An 18,969-nucleotide genomic window follows, 5' to 3' on the forward strand; every position below is an offset into this window, starting at 1 on the left:
TTGTCTCGCTTTTATGTGCGGGGGAACCCCGCCCATAGCGAGCCGCTAAATCCCCCTTAAAAAGGGGGACTAAGACTCTTGCTCCCCCTTTTTAAGGGGGCTGGGGGGATTCAATCTATACTTTTCAAACACCCTCTAAGGATTAAGCTGCTAAACGAAACGATTAGATGTCCCGTTCGCTGATTTCACGAGTCATGTGATCGAAAGGTGCATCTACACAGGTAGTGTCAGTCGTACCAGCCAAGGCTAATCGATCTTTGATCAGAGCCTTCATAATTTGAATTCCCCGCACTGTTGGAGCGATGGGGGTACCTAGAGAATTATAAGTCTCTCGCAAGCCTTGCAGCACTCGCTCATCCAGCACATTCGTATCTCCAGCCACGATCGCATAGCTAGCATATCGGAGATAATAATCCAGATCCCGCAGACAAGCAGCATAACGCCTGGTAGTGTAGGCATTGCCACCAGGTCGGATTAATTCTGGTAATTCATCAAATAACTGCAAACTTGTCTGCTTGACGATCGCGGCTGCATTGGCATTGATGACCCCAGCAGCATTAATTCTCGCCGCACCAGTATCAAAGTAAGATTTTAAGCTATCGATCGCGTTCCGATCTAGATAACGACCTGTTATATCGTAACTTTTAATGAGATTTGTTACAGCATCCCGCATGAGATCGTTCCAACATAGATTCTTTTATCGTATCAGTATCGCAGAAAAACACCCCCATGCGGGACAGCCACGTTACAATTCGCAATTTAAATTAGGTACGACGAAAAGGTGTTTCTCAATCTTTTTTCTAGATTCACCGTTCACGGTATCACACTGTATGACCACCGATCGTCAATAGAGCCGCGCCTTTGCGTTAGGAGAGAAAAGGGGTAAAATTAGATACTATATGACTGACGTAAAGTTGTCATCGATCGGGGGCTGATTCCCCCACCATCAATAAAAACCTAACTGTCAATTGAGTTAATTATGACTGTGAGTGCTATTACTGAAGCTAACGCTACTCTGGACGATCGAACCAATTTCGATGCCATTATCATTGGTTCGGGGATTGGCGGATTGGTGACAGCGACTCAGTTGGCGGCTAAAGGTGCAAAGGTGTTGGTACTAGAGAGCTATCTGATTCCTGGGGGGAGTTCGGGCTATTTCGATCGTCAGGGCTATCGATTTGACGTTGGTGCTTCGATGATTTTTGGATTTGGGCAAAAAGGTACTACTAATTTATTGACTCGTGCGTTGGCAGCGGTGGGCGAAAAGATCGAAACGATTGCCGATCCGGTACAGGTGCAATATCATTTACCCAACGATCTAGATATTAAGGTTCATCAGGATTACGAGCAATTTTTACAGGAATTATTTGCTAAATTTCCGCATGAAGCCAAGGGAATTAGACAGTTTTATGATGAGTGTTGGCGGGTGTTTAATTGTCTAAATGCGATGGATTTATTATCGCTCGAAGAGTTGCGGTATCTGACTCGGGTCTTTTTTCAGCATCCGGCTGCTTGTCTGGGTTTGGTGAAGTATTTACCGCTAAATGTTGGGGATATCGCGCGCAAATATATCAAAGATCCAAATGTCCTCAAGTTTATTGATATTGAGTGCTATATTTGGTCGGTGGTGCCTGCCGAACTCACCCCGATGATTAATGCGGGAATGGTATTTTCAGATAGACATTATGGGGGGATTAATTATCCCAAAGGTGGTGTCGGACAAATCGCCCAAAAGTTAGTGGCTGGCTTGGAAAAAGCTGGCGGTGAAATCCACTACAAGTCACGGGTGAAAAAAATCATCACCGAGCAAGGTCGGGCTGTCGGGGTAGAATTGGCAAGTGGCAAGATTTTTCGCGCTCAACGGATCGTATCCAATGCGACTCGGTGGGATACTTTTGAGAAGCTGTTACCACCAGCCGAGATGCCCGCCAAGGAGCGCAAATGGCAGCAACGCTATCAGAAGTCTCCAGCTTTCTTGAGTCTGCATCTAGGCGTGGCAGCAAAGGTATTACCTGTGGGGACTGAGTGTCACCATGTACTGCTGGAAGATTGGACGCAGATGGAAGAGCCAGAAGGGACAATTTTTGTGTCGATTCCCACTTTACTCGATCCGAGTTTGGCACCGGATGGATATCATATTATTCATGCTTTTACACCTAGTTGGATGAGTGATTGGGAAGGTTTAAGTCCTAGTGATTATGAAGCAAAAAAAGAAGCCCAAGCAGGATCGATAATCGATCGATTGGAGCGGATTTTCCCTGGGCTAGACGCAGGTTTAGATTTTATGGAAATTGGTACTCCACGCACTCACAGACGCTTCCTCGGTCGTGCTGACGGTAGTTACGGCCCAGTTCCCCGTCGGAAGTTACCAGGATTATTAAATATGCCATTCAATCGCACGGCGGTACCTGGACTATATTGTGTCGGCGATAGTACTTTCCCAGGGCAAGGATTGAATGCTGTAGCGTTTTCTGGGTTTGCTTGCGCTCACCGGATTGCCGCAGATTTGGGATTCTAGCAAAGTCGCGGTAGATAGTTGACAGTTGACAGCGATTCGCTCTTGCCGCCGTTCGCGCAGGGGATCGCAGAGAAAGTTTAGCGAATCGAGACGAAGTTGTTGGGGAGATTTAGAACGGACTAACAACAAATATGCCTAAAGGCAGGAGCTTTCAACCCCTGCTGTGTGGTAAAACAGTGAAAATGCAGTAGTAGGGACAATCGATCGATTGCCCTATTTCTCATCCCCCATCTCATCGCACCGGAAACTGCTATATTTCCATGAAAGCCACGATTGTATCGCTCACCCTCCTCTTTTCAACGATCTCGATTCCCCTATCTGCTTGCTCATCTAGTTTTTCTCTGCCCATCCCCAAGCCTGCCATAGACTACAACGAGCAAGGTGCTACTAAGTATCAGCATGGCGATGCTCAGGGGGCAATTAAGGATTACGATCGCGCGATTGCCCTCGATCCTCAAGATGCGCTGATTTACTACAATCGGGGTGTGGCAAAATTTGAACTAGGCGACAAGCGCGGGGCGATTCTAGATTTCGATCGATCGATCTCCCTCAATCCCCAAGATGCGGAGACTTACAGCAACCGAGGTGCGGTTAAATTAACTATCGGCGATAAAAAGGGAGCAATTGCCGATCTCAATAAAGGTGCCCAATTATTCCGCCAGCAGGGACAAACAGCCGATTATAATAAAACGATCGAGCTGATTCGACAGGCGAAGTAAATTAACGTCAGTTTAGGATAAGAAGAGCCTGGAGACTGAAAGTCTCGGCTTATGATGCAAAGTCCACCTGCGCGGACTAATATGTCAGTTGGCAATGAGTGCCGTCGCTTGAAATCCTCTAATCCAGTTGCAGATCGGCAAAATTACAATTGGTTACTGCTTCCTCAGCACTATCCTGGCACTGAAGATAATTTTGCCATGCCGCTGGAGAAACTCGATAACTACCCAACTGCTCAGAGACGACTGTGGCTAAGTTAGAATCGGGAAAGAAACAACCAAACATCTTGGCGCAACTTTCCGCACTCAGATAGTCTAATTTGAACTCTCGATCGCATCTACCAGGGCGAATCAGGGCAGGATCGAGTTGTGCTCGGTGATTGGTCGTCAAGATCGTAATACTGCCTTCGACGGCTCCTGCACCGTCTAGGGTATTGAGGAGGGCACTAAATGACAGATCGCCTAAAGGTTTACGACCTGTAAATACACTATCGATATCTTCGAGGGCAACGATCGAATTTGCGGTAATTTCCGACCAGGCGCGCAGCAAGGCACTATCGTCCATATCAGTCAGGGAGAGCGAGACAAGCTGCCGACCGTAGTAACTGGCGATCGCTTGGATGAGCGAGCTTTTACCCGTCCCTGGAGGGCCGTAGAGCAGATATCCCCGCCGCCACGGGATGCCCCGTTGACGATAGAGATCGCGACTCTGAAGGAATCGATCGAGATCTTTAAACAGTGTGGTTTCGGTGACGGTATCGATTGCCAAGGTTTCTCGTCGCCGCTTGGTTTGAGTCCGCACAATTGAGATGGTACCGCCAATTAGTCTGACGATTAACGGTGCTTCTAGATTATAATTTGCCTCAATATTGGTCAACCATTTGAGCATCTGAGGCTGCCACCAGCGCAATGTTGCCAAGGTGATGAGCTGGGTATTCTGCAACTCAGTTACTTTAAAATCATGACGGTGGATACCGATATACGCGCCCTGGTAGCCAATTCCAATCCACCCCGAACGCGGTTCTAACTTGGTTTTGAGCGTTGGTGATTCGATCGCGGGTGGTACTAATGGTGTCGAAGTGTAGATTAATTCACTAAAATCATAAACTTTACCCGTACGTTCCAATTCCCAACAGATCGCACTATAAATCGGATTAGTTTCAGCGATCGTGATTTGACACGCCAATCTTTGCAGTCCAAACTGAGCGATCGTTTTGAGTAAATCCCCTCCGTAGCGTAGGACCAAGCCACCCAGAAATAACCAAATTGGAGCCAGACTATCGAACATCATAGAGTGTCTGGATCGATCCCCAATTCTCGGAGTTTAGCATCTCGCTTATTTTTTGCAGCCTCTAGTTGTTTTTTCTCAGCCTCTAATTGTTGTTTATCAGTCTCTAGTTGTTGTTTATCGCTCTCTAGCTGCTGGTTGTCAGCACAAATTAAATCGCGTTCGGTGGCGACATTATCGAAACTCTCAAAGACTCGCCCATCAGGATGGGTAAGTTGCAATTCGCCTTCAATTAACTCAAAAGTAATCCCTAAACGCGGACTAGTCCATCCATCCATCCGATCGATTCGTTCGAGATAAAAGTCATCGCTGCGTTGGTAGCCTTTCAGCACAAATCGGTCTGGATCGTAGATATAGTACTCTTCCACGCCACACCGAGCATAAATCTGTAATTTGCGATCCATTTCGCCCTCGGTATTGCCTGGAGAGAGAATCTCAAATACCACTTGAGGAGCGATATTATCTTCTTGCCATTGTTTGTATGAACCCCTGTCGCCTTTTGGTCTACCAAAGGCTATCATCACATCTGGAGCCACTCGATATTTAGGATTACCTTCGACGGGATACCACAATAAATCTCCCGCTACAAAAACTAGTTCTTCGTCGCGAAACAACCAGTTTAGATTGGCGTGGATCAGCATAATCCAGCGGAACTGCTTGGTATTATCTGCCATCGGTTGCCCGTCACTGTCTGGATAAACTATCTGATTAGTAGCTAGCATTTAAATTATGCTCTTTCTAACTATATTTGTCTCAATTTTAACAAGATTCCTCTACAAAAATCGAGGATCGGATTTATCAACTAGAGCAATCCTATTTTATTCGTGAGATTTACTACTCTTTGGTGCGTTACGCTCCACGATAACACACCCTACATTTGTACAAATCAAATAGGATTGCTATATCAATTATCAATTATCAATTATCAACTATCAACTATCAACTATCAACTATCAACCCAACTTAGCTCGAACTACCATCGCTGTAATATTATCATGCCCGTTGTATTCATTGGCAAAATCGATTAACCGATCGACTCCATCTTGAAGATTAGAATCATTAGATAGCAATGGTGCAACATTTGTGAGCCAGTAATTTTCTAGTAGTTGATTGTCAGTTAAACCGTCAGAAGCCAGTAAAATCAAAGTATCTTCTTGGAGTTCAAAGAATCTGATATCAGGGGCAATATAATTGCGATCGCGCGGCCCAATTGCTTGAGTCAATTGATAAGAATCGGGACGACCATAAGCAATCTCTGGATCGACTCCCCGTAAGATTTGTTGCTGTCCGACTTCATGGTCGAGGGTGAGTTGGATCAAACCCTGAGTAGGTGTAATCCCATAACAGCGCGAGTCGCCCACATGCGCGACAGCAATATTTTGGTCTTGAACTAGCACTAGTACCAGAGTAGTACCCATTCTGCCACTACCCTGAGCCGAATTTTTTTGGTTGATTTCAAACACCGCCTCATTTGCCGCCACAATCCCTTCACGGATCGTTTGCTCGTCGGGGAGAGTATCACCCCATTTAGTCGCAAAATAGTCTCGCAACAGGTCAACTGTCATGGAGCTAGCTATTTCTCCACCAGCATGTCCCCCCATCCCATCACAGAGAATATATAAACCCTGGGCGGAGATCTTTTTGCCTTTAGGACTATCTCGGCGTTCGATCCGGCTGACAATCCCGAAGCAATCTTCATTGTGGTCGCGCTTTTTCCCAGTGTGGGTAGCAGCCGCATCTTCCAAACCGATTAGTTTCCGATCCAAGCCAATTGTCGGCGCATCATGAGCGATACTTAAATCCCCCGATGCTGAGGATTTGAGGGGTGCGCTGAGTTGTTTTGGTTCTAGTTCATAGGCAATTTGCTGAAGTCTAGATCTGACTTCCTCAACTCGTTCTACTTCGCCAATCTGGATGGAGTGGATCAGATCTACTAGCGGTGAGGGCAACTGACGCGCTTCATTGGCGTCAAATCGATCCGCTCGATCGAATAAACTTTTCCACATCTGAGCCAAATCTGCCAGCTTGAGTTGGCGATCTGCTGGTTCTGGGTACAACCGTTGAAAGCAGATCCTCGCATCTTCATCTAGTAACAAATTAGCGATTTCTAATAAGCTTTGGCGCATTTGCCACGGTTCGAGTGCAACCCATAGTTTGAGCGTATAGTCGAGCCAGTAGATCGTCTGTGATGCGGGGATATTCGGCTCGTTCCAACTAGCTATCAACTGTGTCCAGTCGCTGCGATCCTCAACAATGGTCACTGTTTTGCCATCTTTATCCCAACCATCGCGAATCGCGGGAATTGTCCCTGGCAAACTTACTTGTAGGGCGATATAGGCCTGGGCAACTTTGGGAATGCCATGACTATTCCAAAATTGCCATTGTCGATTTGTTTGTGCTGGTGATTCACCTGGCGGTACGCTAGGGTCTTCGGCGTTGTCTAATGTGGCGAGTTCTTGCTCCATCAATATCTCCAAGAGGGAATTACAGAAAGGTTGACGATCGATTACCCGTACTTGGCTAAAGTCACTCGGTCTCAATAGTTGGATGACCACAGGATCGAGCAATCTATATTGACACTGAGGATCGAGATAGGTAGTTGTTACCAGTGGTTGGTCTGGGTTGGTAGCGACGGTACTCCAGGGAATAGCTGCATCCTGGCTGGGTTGCGCTGAGGTCGATCTGCTAAAAGTTGACTCCGTTCGTCCCAAGTCCCAAGGACTAGTCTCCAAATCGTCGCTAATTGTGCCCGACGACAAATTTGCTGGGGCAATCTCCACAGGTACAGCCAGCACTGGTGGGGGTAGATCCCACGGGCTAATCAGTACCTGGAGGTCGCTGGCACTATCGGTGACTGTGGCGATTGCTACAGGAGCGGCAGGATTTAACTCATCTGTGCTGGTGGGGACAATACCTGCCCCCATTGTCTCACTTGCTGTCGGCTCGATAATTGCCTGCCAGTATGTACCACTGATTGCTTGACACTGGGGACAATTTTGGGCATCAAATTCTACATCACTACTACAATTATGACAGATATAGTGCTTGAGCGATCGGCCGCAACTTTGACAAAAGTTATGGTTGTCTGGATTTGACGATCGACAGTGGGAACAGGTAAGCATGGTAAATGACAGCACGCAGATGGTTATGAGATAGCCGCCTCAAAGCCAGCGGGGATTATTTGAGAGTCCTGACAGGATTTGTTGTGAGTGAGTGGGATCTAAGCATTTTCACAGGTCGGATTTTTTATCTGTTTCTTACAACTCCCAAACCTATTACCGCCGATTTAGCCTCGCCAGAAACTTACTACAAAGCTAAATTTACGCAGATTTGGATCTAGTTTGCCATATACCAGTCGCGGATCGATCTAATCTAGACAAAATAAATGCCCTACTATCTATACTTCCCACTCGATCGACTCAAATTCACAATCAATGTGCCTAATCTATGTTAACCATTGTCAAATTAGAGATCTGGGGTAGTGAGTGAATGGTAGATCGATTCTCGTTCCGTAAGCGCAAGGCGTTGCCTACGCCAACGCGTTAGCGTAGGCACAGCGGAGCGTTCCGATCGGCGGCTCGCGGGAATGGGTGGGATGAGAGTCGCTAGCAGATTTGAGTGACCAGTGCTAAGGTTCACTTGGACGATTGCTGAGATTTAGACTCATCCGCAAATTTGAGCCGATCGGCAACAATCGCTCCTAGCTAGATATCTTACTCAAAATGAGGTGTCAATTGTAATGTGCCTAAGCCTAGATCGTCGTTGGATAAAGACTTGGTTTCGAGGAAGGCAATTGTTTCGCGAATACCTGGATTGCCACGGGCTTTGCCTGTCAACCCCTGAGCCACGATCAACCCACAATAACCCTGAGTTTTTTTGCTGCGCTGGTTCCACTTTTTGCGGGCTTCAATATGTACCGCACTTTCATTCCGAAACTCGCCAAATAACTGCATTTCGCCATCAGCTAACTGGAGTATTCCCAAGTCAAAACTGGCTCCAGCGATCGGATCTTCGCCAGGATTGAAGCAAATCCCCTGTAAGCCGCCAGCTTGTTGAATCCGATCGATAATTTCGCGGGCTTTGGGGCGGGTGGTTTGGATCAGGATAATTGGCAATCCTTCCCCAGCCTGTGTGACTTGACTGGTTTGATGATAGTCAGCAGATTGGCGAATTGTCTCTACTCGATCCCAGGGCATCATCCCCAAACTGATAAATGAATTGTGGGGAATTAAGTCCTCGCGAATCTGGAGTTCCAATGGATCGAACTCATCATCCGAGCCAATTGCTAGGTGCATACCGAGCAATTCCTGGGAGAGTTCGGGGAGCGTCTCGACACTCACCTGGTGGATCTGGTTGGTATCGGGGGTAGTCACTGAGATGCAGGTAGTCAGACTGGGCAGATCGTCTGCTTGCAATTGCTGCCTAAACTCGCTCACAAACCCCTTGAGCGCGTCTAGGGCAACATGGGTCGCGATCGCTTCTTCCTCGTACAAGAAGGGGCGCATTCCCTCCATTGGATGGATGTTTCCAAAGTTCGGCTCGATCTCCGCCGCAAGCAATGTACCCAGATCGCCATCTGGATCTGGGGCGATCGCATCGAAAGTCACAAAGATACAATCTTGAGACAAGAATGCTGACTCCATCTGGAGCGATTCATCTTCATTTAGAGCCATCGCCCGAAACCGTCGCAGGGAATCAACCGAGCGATACAGCAATACCCCATACTCCATCCCCAACATCCCCATCACCGAGACATAAAATTTTTGGATGTCCCAGCGATTTAACTCGATCGAAATTGCCTCATAATCAGCTAGCATCGACCAAGGAGCCAGATCCCACAGTTCTCTAGCTGTCGCTCTGAGTAGCTCCAAATATTTGCGGGGCAATTTGGGAATCCGTGCGCCAGCCATCTGGGCAAACCGATTGAATAATTCATCGATCACAGGCAATTCTGGTACATAATCAACGATGATGTCCAAGTCCTGAAGCACTCCCCGCAGATAAAATTGCAACTGCCGATCGCAAACGATGATTTTCTGGGGACGAGCTGGCTGGGAAGGCGGTTGAGGTGCCTCCATTGCCTTGATCAGTGCCCTGACGATCGCTTCGATGCCCATCGTGGCATTGACCACTTCCATCGATCGCACGACACATTCAACCCCGTCAACCCACACGATCGATTCCCGTCGCTCGTCGCTTTCTGGATCTGCTTCTTCCATCAATTGCGCTACATATCGCCTGTCTCCCTCCCACACACTAGGAACTTGAGGGAGTTGTTGGAGTCGTCGTCGAGTCGAAGGACTAATCGCCGTCATAATCAAATTGCACCTGGGATCGAGCGTTAGCAGAATCAATCAGATCGTCACCACAGCTTCTAGTCAAACCTGGTTTGCGCGATCTGTTTGCACAGACTCACCCAAACGTTGCCAAGACTGTCGCCACTGGTGATTCAAGTCAGATCCTTTAAAATCTAGAATAGATCTTCATTTTAAGTTACAGTATCCATCATTCCGATCTTATGACCTTTTGGGTCAGAGAAGTTAACATAGATTTAGGATGAGATTTATTTAGATCTCAAATCCACAACCAGATTTTTTACTAGGAGTCGATCGAAGGTCATGACTGAAGTAATGACAGCTAAAAAGCCCAGCATCCAAATGACCGATAATGCGCTGGCACACGTACTCGCATTGCGTGAAAAGCAAGGTAAAGATCTCTGCTTACGAGTGGGTGTCCGCCAAGGTGGTTGTTCGGGGATGTCCTATGTGATGGATTTTGAAGATCCCAGTCAAATTCGCGATGATGATGAAATCTGCGACTATGGCGGTTTTAAACTAGTCTGCGATCGCAAGAGTATGTTGTATGTCTACGGTTTAGTCCTCGACTACAGCGACGCCATGATCGGTGGTGGTTTCCAATTTACCAACCCCAACGCCGCTCAAAGTTGTGGCTGTGGTAAGTCTTTTGCAGTTTAAGGGCAGGAATAGTGGATAGTGAATGGTGGATAGTGGATAGAAATCGATATCTGTTTATTCCTCAATCTTGAAAGCCCAGCATTTATTCACCATCCACTATCCACCATTCACTATTCACCCTCCCCTAAATTCATGACTGAAACCATCACTCCTGCTGAATTATTTGACAACGCGATTCAGGACTATCAGGCTGGGGAGAAAAGTCCGGCACAGCTACTACCGATTTTCGTCGATATTTGTAATCGATCGCCAAAACTCGATAGTGCCTGGACATGTTTAGCCTGGTTGTACTTGCTCGAAGATAAGCCCCAACTGGCAATGAAAGCTGCCCAAAAATCGATGAAGATCGATCCCTTTGATGCCCAAACGCGGATCAATCTCGCCGCAGCAATGCTAGAAACCAAGCAATCTGGTGTCCGCGAACACATTGAGATGGCCAAAAGTCTCGTCGAGGCTGCGCCTGAAGTCCACGAACAGGTAGTCGCAAACTTTAAGGATGGATTTGCCCGTAAACCTGACTGGGCAAGTCTCAAACGGATCGAAAAGTTGATATTTGAAGACTAATATTTCGATAATTCTAAAAATGTTAAACACCAAGACTCAATTAATCGGTCTCAAAGCCGATCGATTTCGACACCCCCTAGACTTAGAAGCCACTACTAGTCTGCGGAGACTTCCAGGCTTGGATTTGTTGGTTCGCAATTTATTAGGTGGCGTAACCGAAGACTTTTTGTATTTAAATAACATTGCAGCCAGTGTCCTGATTGGCGAACAACAACTCCCCGACATTCACAAATTATTAGTTGAAGCCTGTCAGATCCTCGATCTAGAAGTGCCTCAACTATATCTCAAACAGCATCCAGCCCCAAATGCTTATACGATGGCAGTGCGGGGTAAGAAACCGTTTATTGTCGTCCATACCTCACTGGTAGACTTACTTACCCCAGCAGAACTCCAGGCGGTACTCGCCCACGAGTTGGGGCATCTCAAATGCGAACATGGCGTCTATCTCACTCTAGCAAATATCATCGTTCTCGCCACAGGTGGTTTATTACCAGGCATCGGAAATGCGATCGCCCAAAATCTTCAGGCTCAAATGCTCCAATGGTTGCGCTGTGCCGAGTTTAGTTGCGATCGAGCCGCGCTCCTGGTCAGTCAAGATCCCAAAACAGTCATCTCAGTATTGATGAAACTTTCTGGTGGTTCCCCACTGCTAGCACCATTACTAAATGTCGATGCGTTTTTGGCTCAGGCTCGTGCCTACGAAGCGATCGGGAATACTAGTTTTGGCAAAATGCTCACGGCTAGCCAAACCGAACAACTCAGCCATCCGGTACCCGTATTGCGGGCAAAGGAGATCGATCTCTGGTCGCAAACCGATAATTACCAGTCCTTGCTAAATAACCCATCTATGCGTTATGATAAGCAAGCTATAAATACGGCTGGCTGGCGGAATTGGTAGACGCAGTTGACTCAAAATCATCCGCGAAAGCGTGTCGGTTCGAGTCCGACGCTGGCCATAGCACTTAACTACCAAAACCATACCTAAATCTATTCTAGATTTACGTATTCCAGAAACCCGACTTCTCTACAGAAGTCGGGTTTCTTTGTGTGTTCTCACTCCTAAAAACTTGTTAAGGAATTCTTCGATCCCAGTCCCACCCTCTGGGGATCGCATATAGTGTCAAAGAGGTGTGGTTTAACGTCCAAAGACTAGATCCCATGCGTCAAAGTAGCTAGCTGCGATCGGCTGTCATTCATTGAGGCAGTATCCCAAGCTGAGAATTGCTATCAGAACTTTTAGCTTAACAATTGACTCGTCTGCGCGAGTATTGTCTCAACAAATCTCCTTCATCCTTCAGATTTTAGACCCGATCGCATTCCCACCCTCGATCGTCACTAAATATATTAACTAATCTATTGGGCACATCCCGATTTTAATGCCTATGAATAGCTTTCCCTGGTTGACAGCGATTATCTTATTTCCAGTTCTGGCGTCCCTGGCGATTCCGATTATTCCCGATAAAGATGGGCGGACAGTTCGCTGGTATGCTCTGATCGTGGGCTTGCTCGATTTTGTCCTGATTGTCTATACATTTGCCAATCACTATGACATTCATAGCGACCAGTTACAATTGGTCGAGAGTTATCCTTGGGTGCCACAACTAGATTTGAGATGGTCGGTGGGTGTGGATGGTCTCTCCATGCCGTTAGTATTGCTCACAGGCTTTATCAGTACGCTGGCAATCTTAGCAGCTTGGCCCGTCACCTTCAAGCCCAAGCTGTTTTACTTTTTGATGTTGGTGATGTACGGCGGACAGGTGGCTGTCTTCGCCGTGCAAGATATGTTGCTATTTTTCCTTGTCTGGGAGCTAGAACTGATCCCTGTTTATCTATTCCTGTCTATTTGGGGCGGGAAGAAGCGACTATATGCTTCGACCAAGTTTATCCTGTATACGGCTGGCGGCTCCTTATTCATCCTGGTAGCTGCCTTAGCGATGGGATTTTATGGCGATACGATCAGCTTTGATATGCGGACATTGGCAGCCAAGGATTACGCCCAGAATTTTCAGTTATTTATGTATGCTGGGTTGTTGATTGCCTATGGGGTGAAATTACCGATTATTCCCCTGCATACGTGGCTCCCAGATGCACATGGAGAAGCTACGGCACCCGTCCACATGCTACTCGCCGGAATTTTGCTGAAGATGGGTGGTTATGCCCTGATTCGGATGAATGCAGGGATGTTGCCTGACGCTCATGCTACTTTTGCACCAGTCTTAATCGTGCTGGGGGTGGTGAATATTGTCTACGCTGCATTGACTTCTTTCGCACAGAGAAATCTCAAACGGAAGATTGCTTATTCTTCAATTTCTCACATGGGATTTGTGCTGATTGGGATTGCCTCCTTTACCGATATCGGGATGAGTGGCGCAGTCTTGCAGATGGTATCGCATGGCTTGATTGGGGCGAGTTTATTTTTCCTAGTTGGGGCTACTTACGATCGCACTCACACGTTGATGTTAGACGAAATGGGGGGTGTCGGACAAAAGATGAAAAAGATCTTTGCGATGTTTGTTGCCTGTTCGATGGCTTCGCTAGCATTACCTGGGATGAGCGGCTTCGTAGCTGAATTGATGGTATTTGTTGGCTTTGTCACCAGTGATGCTTACAACCCTCAGTTTAAAGTAATCATGGTGCTAATTGCCGCGATCGGCGTAGTCTTGACACCGATTTATCTGCTCTCGATGCTGCGAGAAATCTTTTACGGTGCGGAAAATAAAGAATTAGTCGAACATGAAGAGTTAGTCGATGCCGAACCGCGAGAGGTGTTTATCATCGCCTGTCTATTGGTACCGATTATTGGGGTAGGTTTTTATCCCAAACTCCTCACCCAGATTTACGATCCGACAACTACCGCTTTGACAGCACATCTGCGGGATTCCGTTCCGACAATCGCTCGGCAGCAGTCCAATCCAGTTGCTGTCAGTGAGTTTCTACGAGCACCAAAAATCATCGAGTAATCATCTTTTTAGTTGAAAGGCTATATCTAAAGGGCATCCCTACAGCATTAACTTGTAGGGGTGCCCTTTTCGCTGGGGATATAGATTAGATTAGATTATCGATCTGATAATTTTTTGTGAATTAATAATAGCTGTAAACGGTAGCGATCGTTACTGTTTTGAATTTCCGTATTTTATGATTCTAAAAATCGATGTTTATCAACAGGTAATTGGAAATCGGTAACAAAAATCACAGTTTTCTAGGCATTCAAAAACGACAATGGTTAGGACTAAATGGCATATAGCGATTTTAGAGATCTAAATACGAGCAACGATCGGTAAATATATGAATCAATTTTCGAGAAGGAAGTTTATGCTCGCGTCTGGGATTACTGCCGCAGCTAGCGTCCTAACCAATGCCTGTAGTAAAAAAGCTGAAGGCGAAAAAGGTTCTACTGATACCACGCCCACAATTGCCGCAGCAGATGCTCCAGAAGTAACCACTGCTAGACTAGGATTTATTCCCCTGACAGATTCAGCACCATTAATCATTGCCAAAGAGAAAGGTTTGTTTGCTAAATATGGCATGAAAGATGTCGAAGTGCTCAAGCAAACTTCTTGGCCGGTTACTCGCGATAATTTAGAGACTGGCTCTAGTGGCGGCGGTATCGATGGGGCGCATATTTTGTCACCAATGCCCTATTTCATGACGATGGGCATGACTAAAACGAAACAACCCGTACCAATGTATATTTTGGCACGACTGAATACAAACGGGCAGGCAATTTCGGTCGCCAATACCTATAAAGACGCCAAAATTCAACTCAGAGGAGCGGGATTTAAAGATGCTCTAGCACAAGCTAAAACCAAAGCTGGTGGTAAATCAGATCTCAAAGCAGCGATTACTTTTCCTGGCGGTACTCACGATCTGTGGATGCGTTATTGGTTAGCAGCTAATGGTGTAGATCCAAATAAAGATGTCTCCCTCGTGCCCGTACCACCCCCACAGATGGTATCGAACATGAAAACAGGAAGTATGGAAGCTTTTTGTGTGGGCGAACCTTGGAATGCCAGATTAGTCAATCAAAAGCTGGGTTATACCGCATTAGTAACTGGCGAACTGTGGAAAGATCATCCCGAAAAAGCCTTGGCAATGCGAGCTGATTGGGTAGACAAAAATCCTAAAGCAACTCAAGCAATCCTCATGGCAGTTCAAGAAGCACAACAGTGGTGTGACAAGCCAGAGAATAAAGAGGAAATGGCTAAAATTATTTCCATGCCTAAATGGTTTGATATTCCTGTCGCCGATATCCTCGGTAGGATTCAGGGTAAAATCGATTATGGTGACGGCCGAACTGAGGCTAATTATCCCAACTCGATGAAATTCTGGGCGGATAATACTTCCTATCCCTATCAAAGTCACGATCTGTGGTTCTTAACTGAAAACATGCGTTGGGGTAATATTCCAACTGATTTTGTCAAAGCCAAGGAGATGATTAAAAAGGTCAATCGTGAGGACTTATGGAAAGCAGCAGCGACGGCTCTAAAGGTTGATGCTGCACAAATTCCGACTAGTACTTCCCGTGGTGTGGAAACCTTCTTTGATGGGGTAAAATTCGATCCGGAAAAGCCTGATGAGTATCTTAAATCTCTCAAGATTAAGAAGGCTTAAATTAGCTAAAGCAGTAATGTGTGAGTAAGTATTTTGTCGTGAGGCAGGGTGGGCACTGCCCACCATTTAGTTTCTGGGCAATCTCTATCGAATAAATATATTACTACGGACTCCACTCTAACCTGCGGGCACCCCTGTCTTGAAAAGGTGCTCTACTTGGGGAAACCCCTGTTCCCGCACTTTTCGCTGTCTTGACGTTTTTTATTCGAGGGAACCCTAGATCTAAAAACGTCGATCCCAGGAGGGGATCTTTTACTTTAGCCCCGCTTGGGGTATCGGATATTAATAACTAGGAGAATTATGGCAGTAAGTAGTCAGAAAGTCACAAAAAATCGCCGTGGGAGTAATAGCAATAATAACTCTTGGATTGTCAAACAAGCCAGAGGAATTCTACCGCCAGTGGTTGCTTTGCTAGTATTCTTGACAATCTGGCAACTACTATGTCTACCTGGTTCAGAAGGATTGCCAGGGCCGATTCAAGTAGTGCAGGGTGCTTGGGATCCATTTATTATAAATCCATTTTTTGACAATGGGGGCAATTCTAAAGGTTTAGCTCTACAAGTTTTTGCTAGTCTGCAACGGGTAGCGATCGGGTTTAGTTTGTCAGCAATTGTTGGGGTAGGATTTGGGATTTTAATTGGCTCTAATAAATTAGTATATCGATCGCTGGATCCAATTTTTCAGGTATTGAGAACGATTCCACCATTGGCATGGTTGCCGATCGCGCTGGCAGCTCTCAAGGATAATGGACTAGCCGCAATTTTTGTAATCTTCATTACTGCTGTCTGGCCAATTTTGATTAATACTACCGTTGGCGTGCAACAGATTCCTCAAGATTATATCAACGTTAAACGAGTACTAAAGTTATCAAATAAAGCTTATTTCTTCAAGATTTTATTACCTGCATCATTACCTTACATATTTACTGGATTGCGGATTGGCATCGGTTTGTCTTGGCTGGCGATCGTCGCTGCGGAAATGCTCAGAAGTGATGTAGGCATCGGCTTTTTTATCTGGGAGTCTTATAATAATGCCTACCTCGATCGGATTATTCTCGCTTTGATTTATGTGGGAATAGTTGGTTTCTTATTAGATCGATCGATCGCCTTCATCGCGACCAAGATTGTTGCCGAAGATTTGAAGTAGTTTCAACCTTGGTGCTCATGCGGCTGTTGCCTAACACACCCTACATCCTATTAACTATCAACACTATGCCTACGGCAGGCTAACGCCAACAGTGCAAGCTATCAATTATCAATTATTAATTATCAATTATATCCTAATGTATGTTTGTTCAAATCGACCATGTAGATAAAGTATTCCCGCTGGCTAATGGCGGAAAATATGTCGCGCTTAAAAATATTGAATTAGAGATTAAACAGGGTGAATTTTTGTCTTTGATCGGTCACTCTGGCTGTGGAAAATCGACATTATTAAATATGATAGCGGGACTCGATCGAGCCACTGCGGGCGGGGTAATTTTAGAAGGGCGAGAAATCACCGAACCTGGCCCCGATCGGATGGTAGTATTTCAGAATTATTCGCTGTTGCCGTGGCTATCAGTGCGGGAAAATATTGCCCTGGCTGTTGATGAAGTCTACAGTAGAAAACCACAGAGCGAACGCAATAGCATCATCGAACATCACATCGAATTAGTCGGCTTACAACACTCGGCGAAAAAGCGACCTAGCGAACTTTCAGGTGGGATGAAACAGCGCGTGGCGATCGCTCGTGCCCTAGCTATTCGCCCGAAACTCTTACTATTAGACGAACCCTTCGGTGCCCTCGACGCGCTTACCCGTGGCGGCTTGCAAGAACAATTGATGCACATTTGTGAAGAGAGCGGTGTCACCGCTGTCATGGTGACGCACGACGTAGATGAAGCTCTATTATTGTCCGATCGAGTGGTAATGCTCACTAATGGCCCCGAATCCCAGATCGGTCAAATCCTCACCGTCGATTTACCCCGTCCCCGCCACCGGATGGAAGTAGTCAAACACCCCGACTACTACCCCATGCGGAGCGAGATCATCAACTTCCTCAACCAACAAAAACGGGTCAAACAACGCCAATCTGCTAAATCCACCCAAGTCCTCGTCCCCCAAACCACCAAACTAGAGCAAACCACAGTCAATATCGGCTACATTCCCCTCACCGACTCCGCTCCGCTGATTATTGCTAAAGAAAAAGGCTTCTTTGCTAAATATGGGATCGAACAGGTGAACTTGTGCCAGGGAGCTAGCTGGGACGCGATCGCCGACAATCTCGTAAGCGGGGAAATCCACGCCGCCCAAATGGTCGCAGGACTGCCCCTAGCCCTCACTCTCGGCATGAATGGAAGACCTTCTACCCCGATCTCCGTGCCCCTAGTTCTGTCCCGCAACGGTAACGCCATCACCCTCAGCACCGAACTGTATAACCAAGGTATCCGCACCCTCCAAACCCTCAGAGCCGCAATTAGTAATGTCACCATCGATCGCAAACTCACCCTCGGCATCGTCCACTCGTGCTCCATGCACAACCTGATGTTGCGTTACTGGCTAGCCTCCGCTGGCATCGATCCTGACACCGATCTAAATCTCGTCGTCATCCCACCCCAAGAAATGGGAGATCTGCTCAAATCTGGTGAAATCGACGGCTTCTGTGTCGGCGAACCCTGGAATACCCAAGCCGTCAAAGAAGGCATCGGCTTTGTCATCGCCACTGACTTAGATATTTGGGCAGGCAACCCCGAAAAAGTGCTCGGATTCACCGAAGCCTGGGTACAACAACACCCCAACACCCACAGCGCGATCGTCCGAGCCATCCTCGAAGCCTGCGAATACTGCGACGAACCCCGCCATCGCCCAGAAATCCTCAGCCTCCTTACCAAATACCTAAACATCTTCCCTCAATATATCCGCCCTGGCTTAATCGGGCCATTCGACAGAGGTGGCAATACCCTCCCCGAAAACCTCCCGCGCTACCACCAATTCCACGTCGAAAACGCCAACTGTCCCCGCCGCGTCGAAGGACTATGGATTCTTACTCAACTCGCACGGTGGGGGATTACCCCATTCCCCAAAAATCATATCGAAATCCTCAGTAGAGTTCGCCGCGTAGACCACTTCCTCACCGCTTGCCAACAACTAGGATACATCGGCATCGAACCCGATCGCGACCCCTTCCAACTCTTCGACGGACAAGTCTTCAACCCCGAAGACCCCCTCAACTATCTCCACAACCAACCCATCCACCGCGAACTAGAAATCAAAAACATCGATCTAAAATAAACTACCCCTTCGCGCCCTCTGCGGT

General features: G+C 46.8%; 14 protein-coding genes and 1 tRNA gene. 10 read left to right on the forward strand and 5 right to left on the reverse strand.

Annotation, left to right across the window (positions count from 1 at the left end; translation table 11 throughout):
• Nucleotides 1–163: 163 nt before the first annotated feature.
• Nucleotides 164–673, reverse strand: a complete 510-nt coding sequence (gene apcB, locus ACEW9J_RS25115) for an allophycocyanin subunit beta (RefSeq protein ID WP_373547800.1) — start codon at nt 671–673, stop codon at nt 164–166.
• Between the two features lie 306 nt (nt 674–979).
• On the opposite strand from apcB, the gene crtH reads away from it, so the two are divergent.
• Nucleotides 980–2,518, forward strand: a complete 1,539-nt coding sequence (crtH, locus tag ACEW9J_RS25120) for a carotenoid isomerase (RefSeq protein WP_373547801.1) — start codon at nt 980–982, stop codon at nt 2,516–2,518.
• Between the two features lie 260 nt (nt 2,519–2,778).
• Nucleotides 2,779–3,237 carry a tetratricopeptide repeat protein gene (locus ACEW9J_RS25125; protein ID WP_373547802.1) on the forward strand — a complete coding sequence of 153 codons (459 nt, stop codon included), beginning with the start codon at nt 2,779–2,781 and terminating at the stop codon, nt 3,235–3,237.
• 118 nt (nt 3,238–3,355) lie between these two features.
• Here the strand turns inward: ACEW9J_RS25125 and ACEW9J_RS25130 are convergent, their stop codons facing one another.
• The 4 genes from ACEW9J_RS25130 to ACEW9J_RS25145 all read right to left on the reverse strand — a co-directional run bounded on the left by ACEW9J_RS25130 (nt 3,356) and on the right by ACEW9J_RS25145 (nt 9,837).
• On the reverse strand, nt 3,356–4,525 hold the full coding sequence (locus ACEW9J_RS25130; RefSeq protein ID WP_373547803.1) for an AAA family ATPase: 1,170 nt from the start codon (nt 4,523–4,525) through the stop codon (nt 3,356–3,358).
• Nucleotides 4,522–5,244: a Uma2 family endonuclease gene (locus ACEW9J_RS25135; RefSeq protein WP_373547804.1), complete on the reverse strand. Its 723-nt coding sequence runs from the start codon at nt 5,242–5,244 to the stop codon at nt 4,522–4,524. Before ACEW9J_RS25135 ends, ACEW9J_RS25130 begins: the two co-directional genes overlap by 4 nt.
• 231 nt (nt 5,245–5,475) lie before the next feature.
• Nucleotides 5,476–7,644 (reverse strand): serine/threonine phosphatase, encoded by a 2,169-nt coding sequence (locus ACEW9J_RS25140; protein ID WP_373547805.1) that lies wholly within the window; start codon nt 7,642–7,644, stop codon nt 5,476–5,478.
• 591 nt (nt 7,645–8,235) lie between these two features.
• Entirely contained in the window at nt 8,236–9,837 is a 1,602-nt protein-coding gene (locus ACEW9J_RS25145) for a hypothetical protein (protein WP_373547806.1), read from the reverse strand.
• 303 nt (nt 9,838–10,140) lie between these two features.
• Here ACEW9J_RS25145 and ACEW9J_RS25150 point away from each other — a divergent pair, with 303 nt between their 5' ends.
• The 8 genes from ACEW9J_RS25150 (at nt 10,141) to ACEW9J_RS25185 (ending at nt 18,944) form a co-directional block, all read left to right on the forward strand.
• Nucleotides 10,141–10,497, forward strand: a complete 357-nt coding sequence (locus ACEW9J_RS25150) for a HesB/IscA family protein (RefSeq protein WP_373547807.1) — start codon at nt 10,141–10,143, stop codon at nt 10,495–10,497.
• Between the two features lie 132 nt (nt 10,498–10,629).
• On the forward strand, nt 10,630–11,061 hold the full coding sequence (locus tag ACEW9J_RS25155) for a tetratricopeptide repeat protein (protein ID WP_373547808.1): 432 nt from the start codon (nt 10,630–10,632) through the stop codon (nt 11,059–11,061).
• A 19-nt stretch (nt 11,062–11,080) separates the two neighbouring features.
• Entirely contained in the window at nt 11,081–11,959 is an 879-nt protein-coding gene (locus ACEW9J_RS25160) for a M48 family metallopeptidase (RefSeq protein WP_373547809.1), read from the forward strand.
• A tRNA-Leu gene (locus ACEW9J_RS25165) sits at nt 11,938–12,017 on the forward strand. The genes ACEW9J_RS25160 and ACEW9J_RS25165 overlap by 22 nt, the downstream gene beginning before the upstream one ends.
• A 426-nt stretch (nt 12,018–12,443) precedes the next feature.
• Nucleotides 12,444–14,021, forward strand: a complete 1,578-nt coding sequence (locus ACEW9J_RS25170) for an NAD(P)H-quinone oxidoreductase subunit 4 (protein WP_373547810.1) — start codon at nt 12,444–12,446, stop codon at nt 14,019–14,021.
• Nucleotides 14,022–14,346: 325 nt separating this feature from the next.
• Entirely contained in the window at nt 14,347–15,672 is a 1,326-nt protein-coding gene (locus ACEW9J_RS25175; RefSeq protein WP_373547811.1) for a CmpA/NrtA family ABC transporter substrate-binding protein, read from the forward strand.
• Nucleotides 15,673–15,972: 300 nt separating this feature from the next.
• Nucleotides 15,973–16,818: a nitrate ABC transporter permease gene (ntrB, locus tag ACEW9J_RS25180; protein ID WP_373547812.1), complete on the forward strand. Its 846-nt coding sequence runs from the start codon at nt 15,973–15,975 to the stop codon at nt 16,816–16,818.
• A gap of 140 nt (nt 16,819–16,958) precedes the next feature.
• A complete protein-coding gene (locus ACEW9J_RS25185) occupies nt 16,959–18,944 on the forward strand; it encodes a nitrate ABC transporter ATP-binding protein (RefSeq protein ID WP_373547813.1) in 1,986 nt (661 codons plus the stop codon).
• Nucleotides 18,945–18,969 lie beyond the last annotated feature (25 nt).

Origin of the sequence: Chamaesiphon sp. (assembly GCF_041737865.1) — a bacterium.
In the GTDB taxonomy this organism is placed as follows: Bacteria; Cyanobacteriota; Cyanobacteriia; order Cyanobacteriales; family Chamaesiphonaceae; genus Chamaesiphon.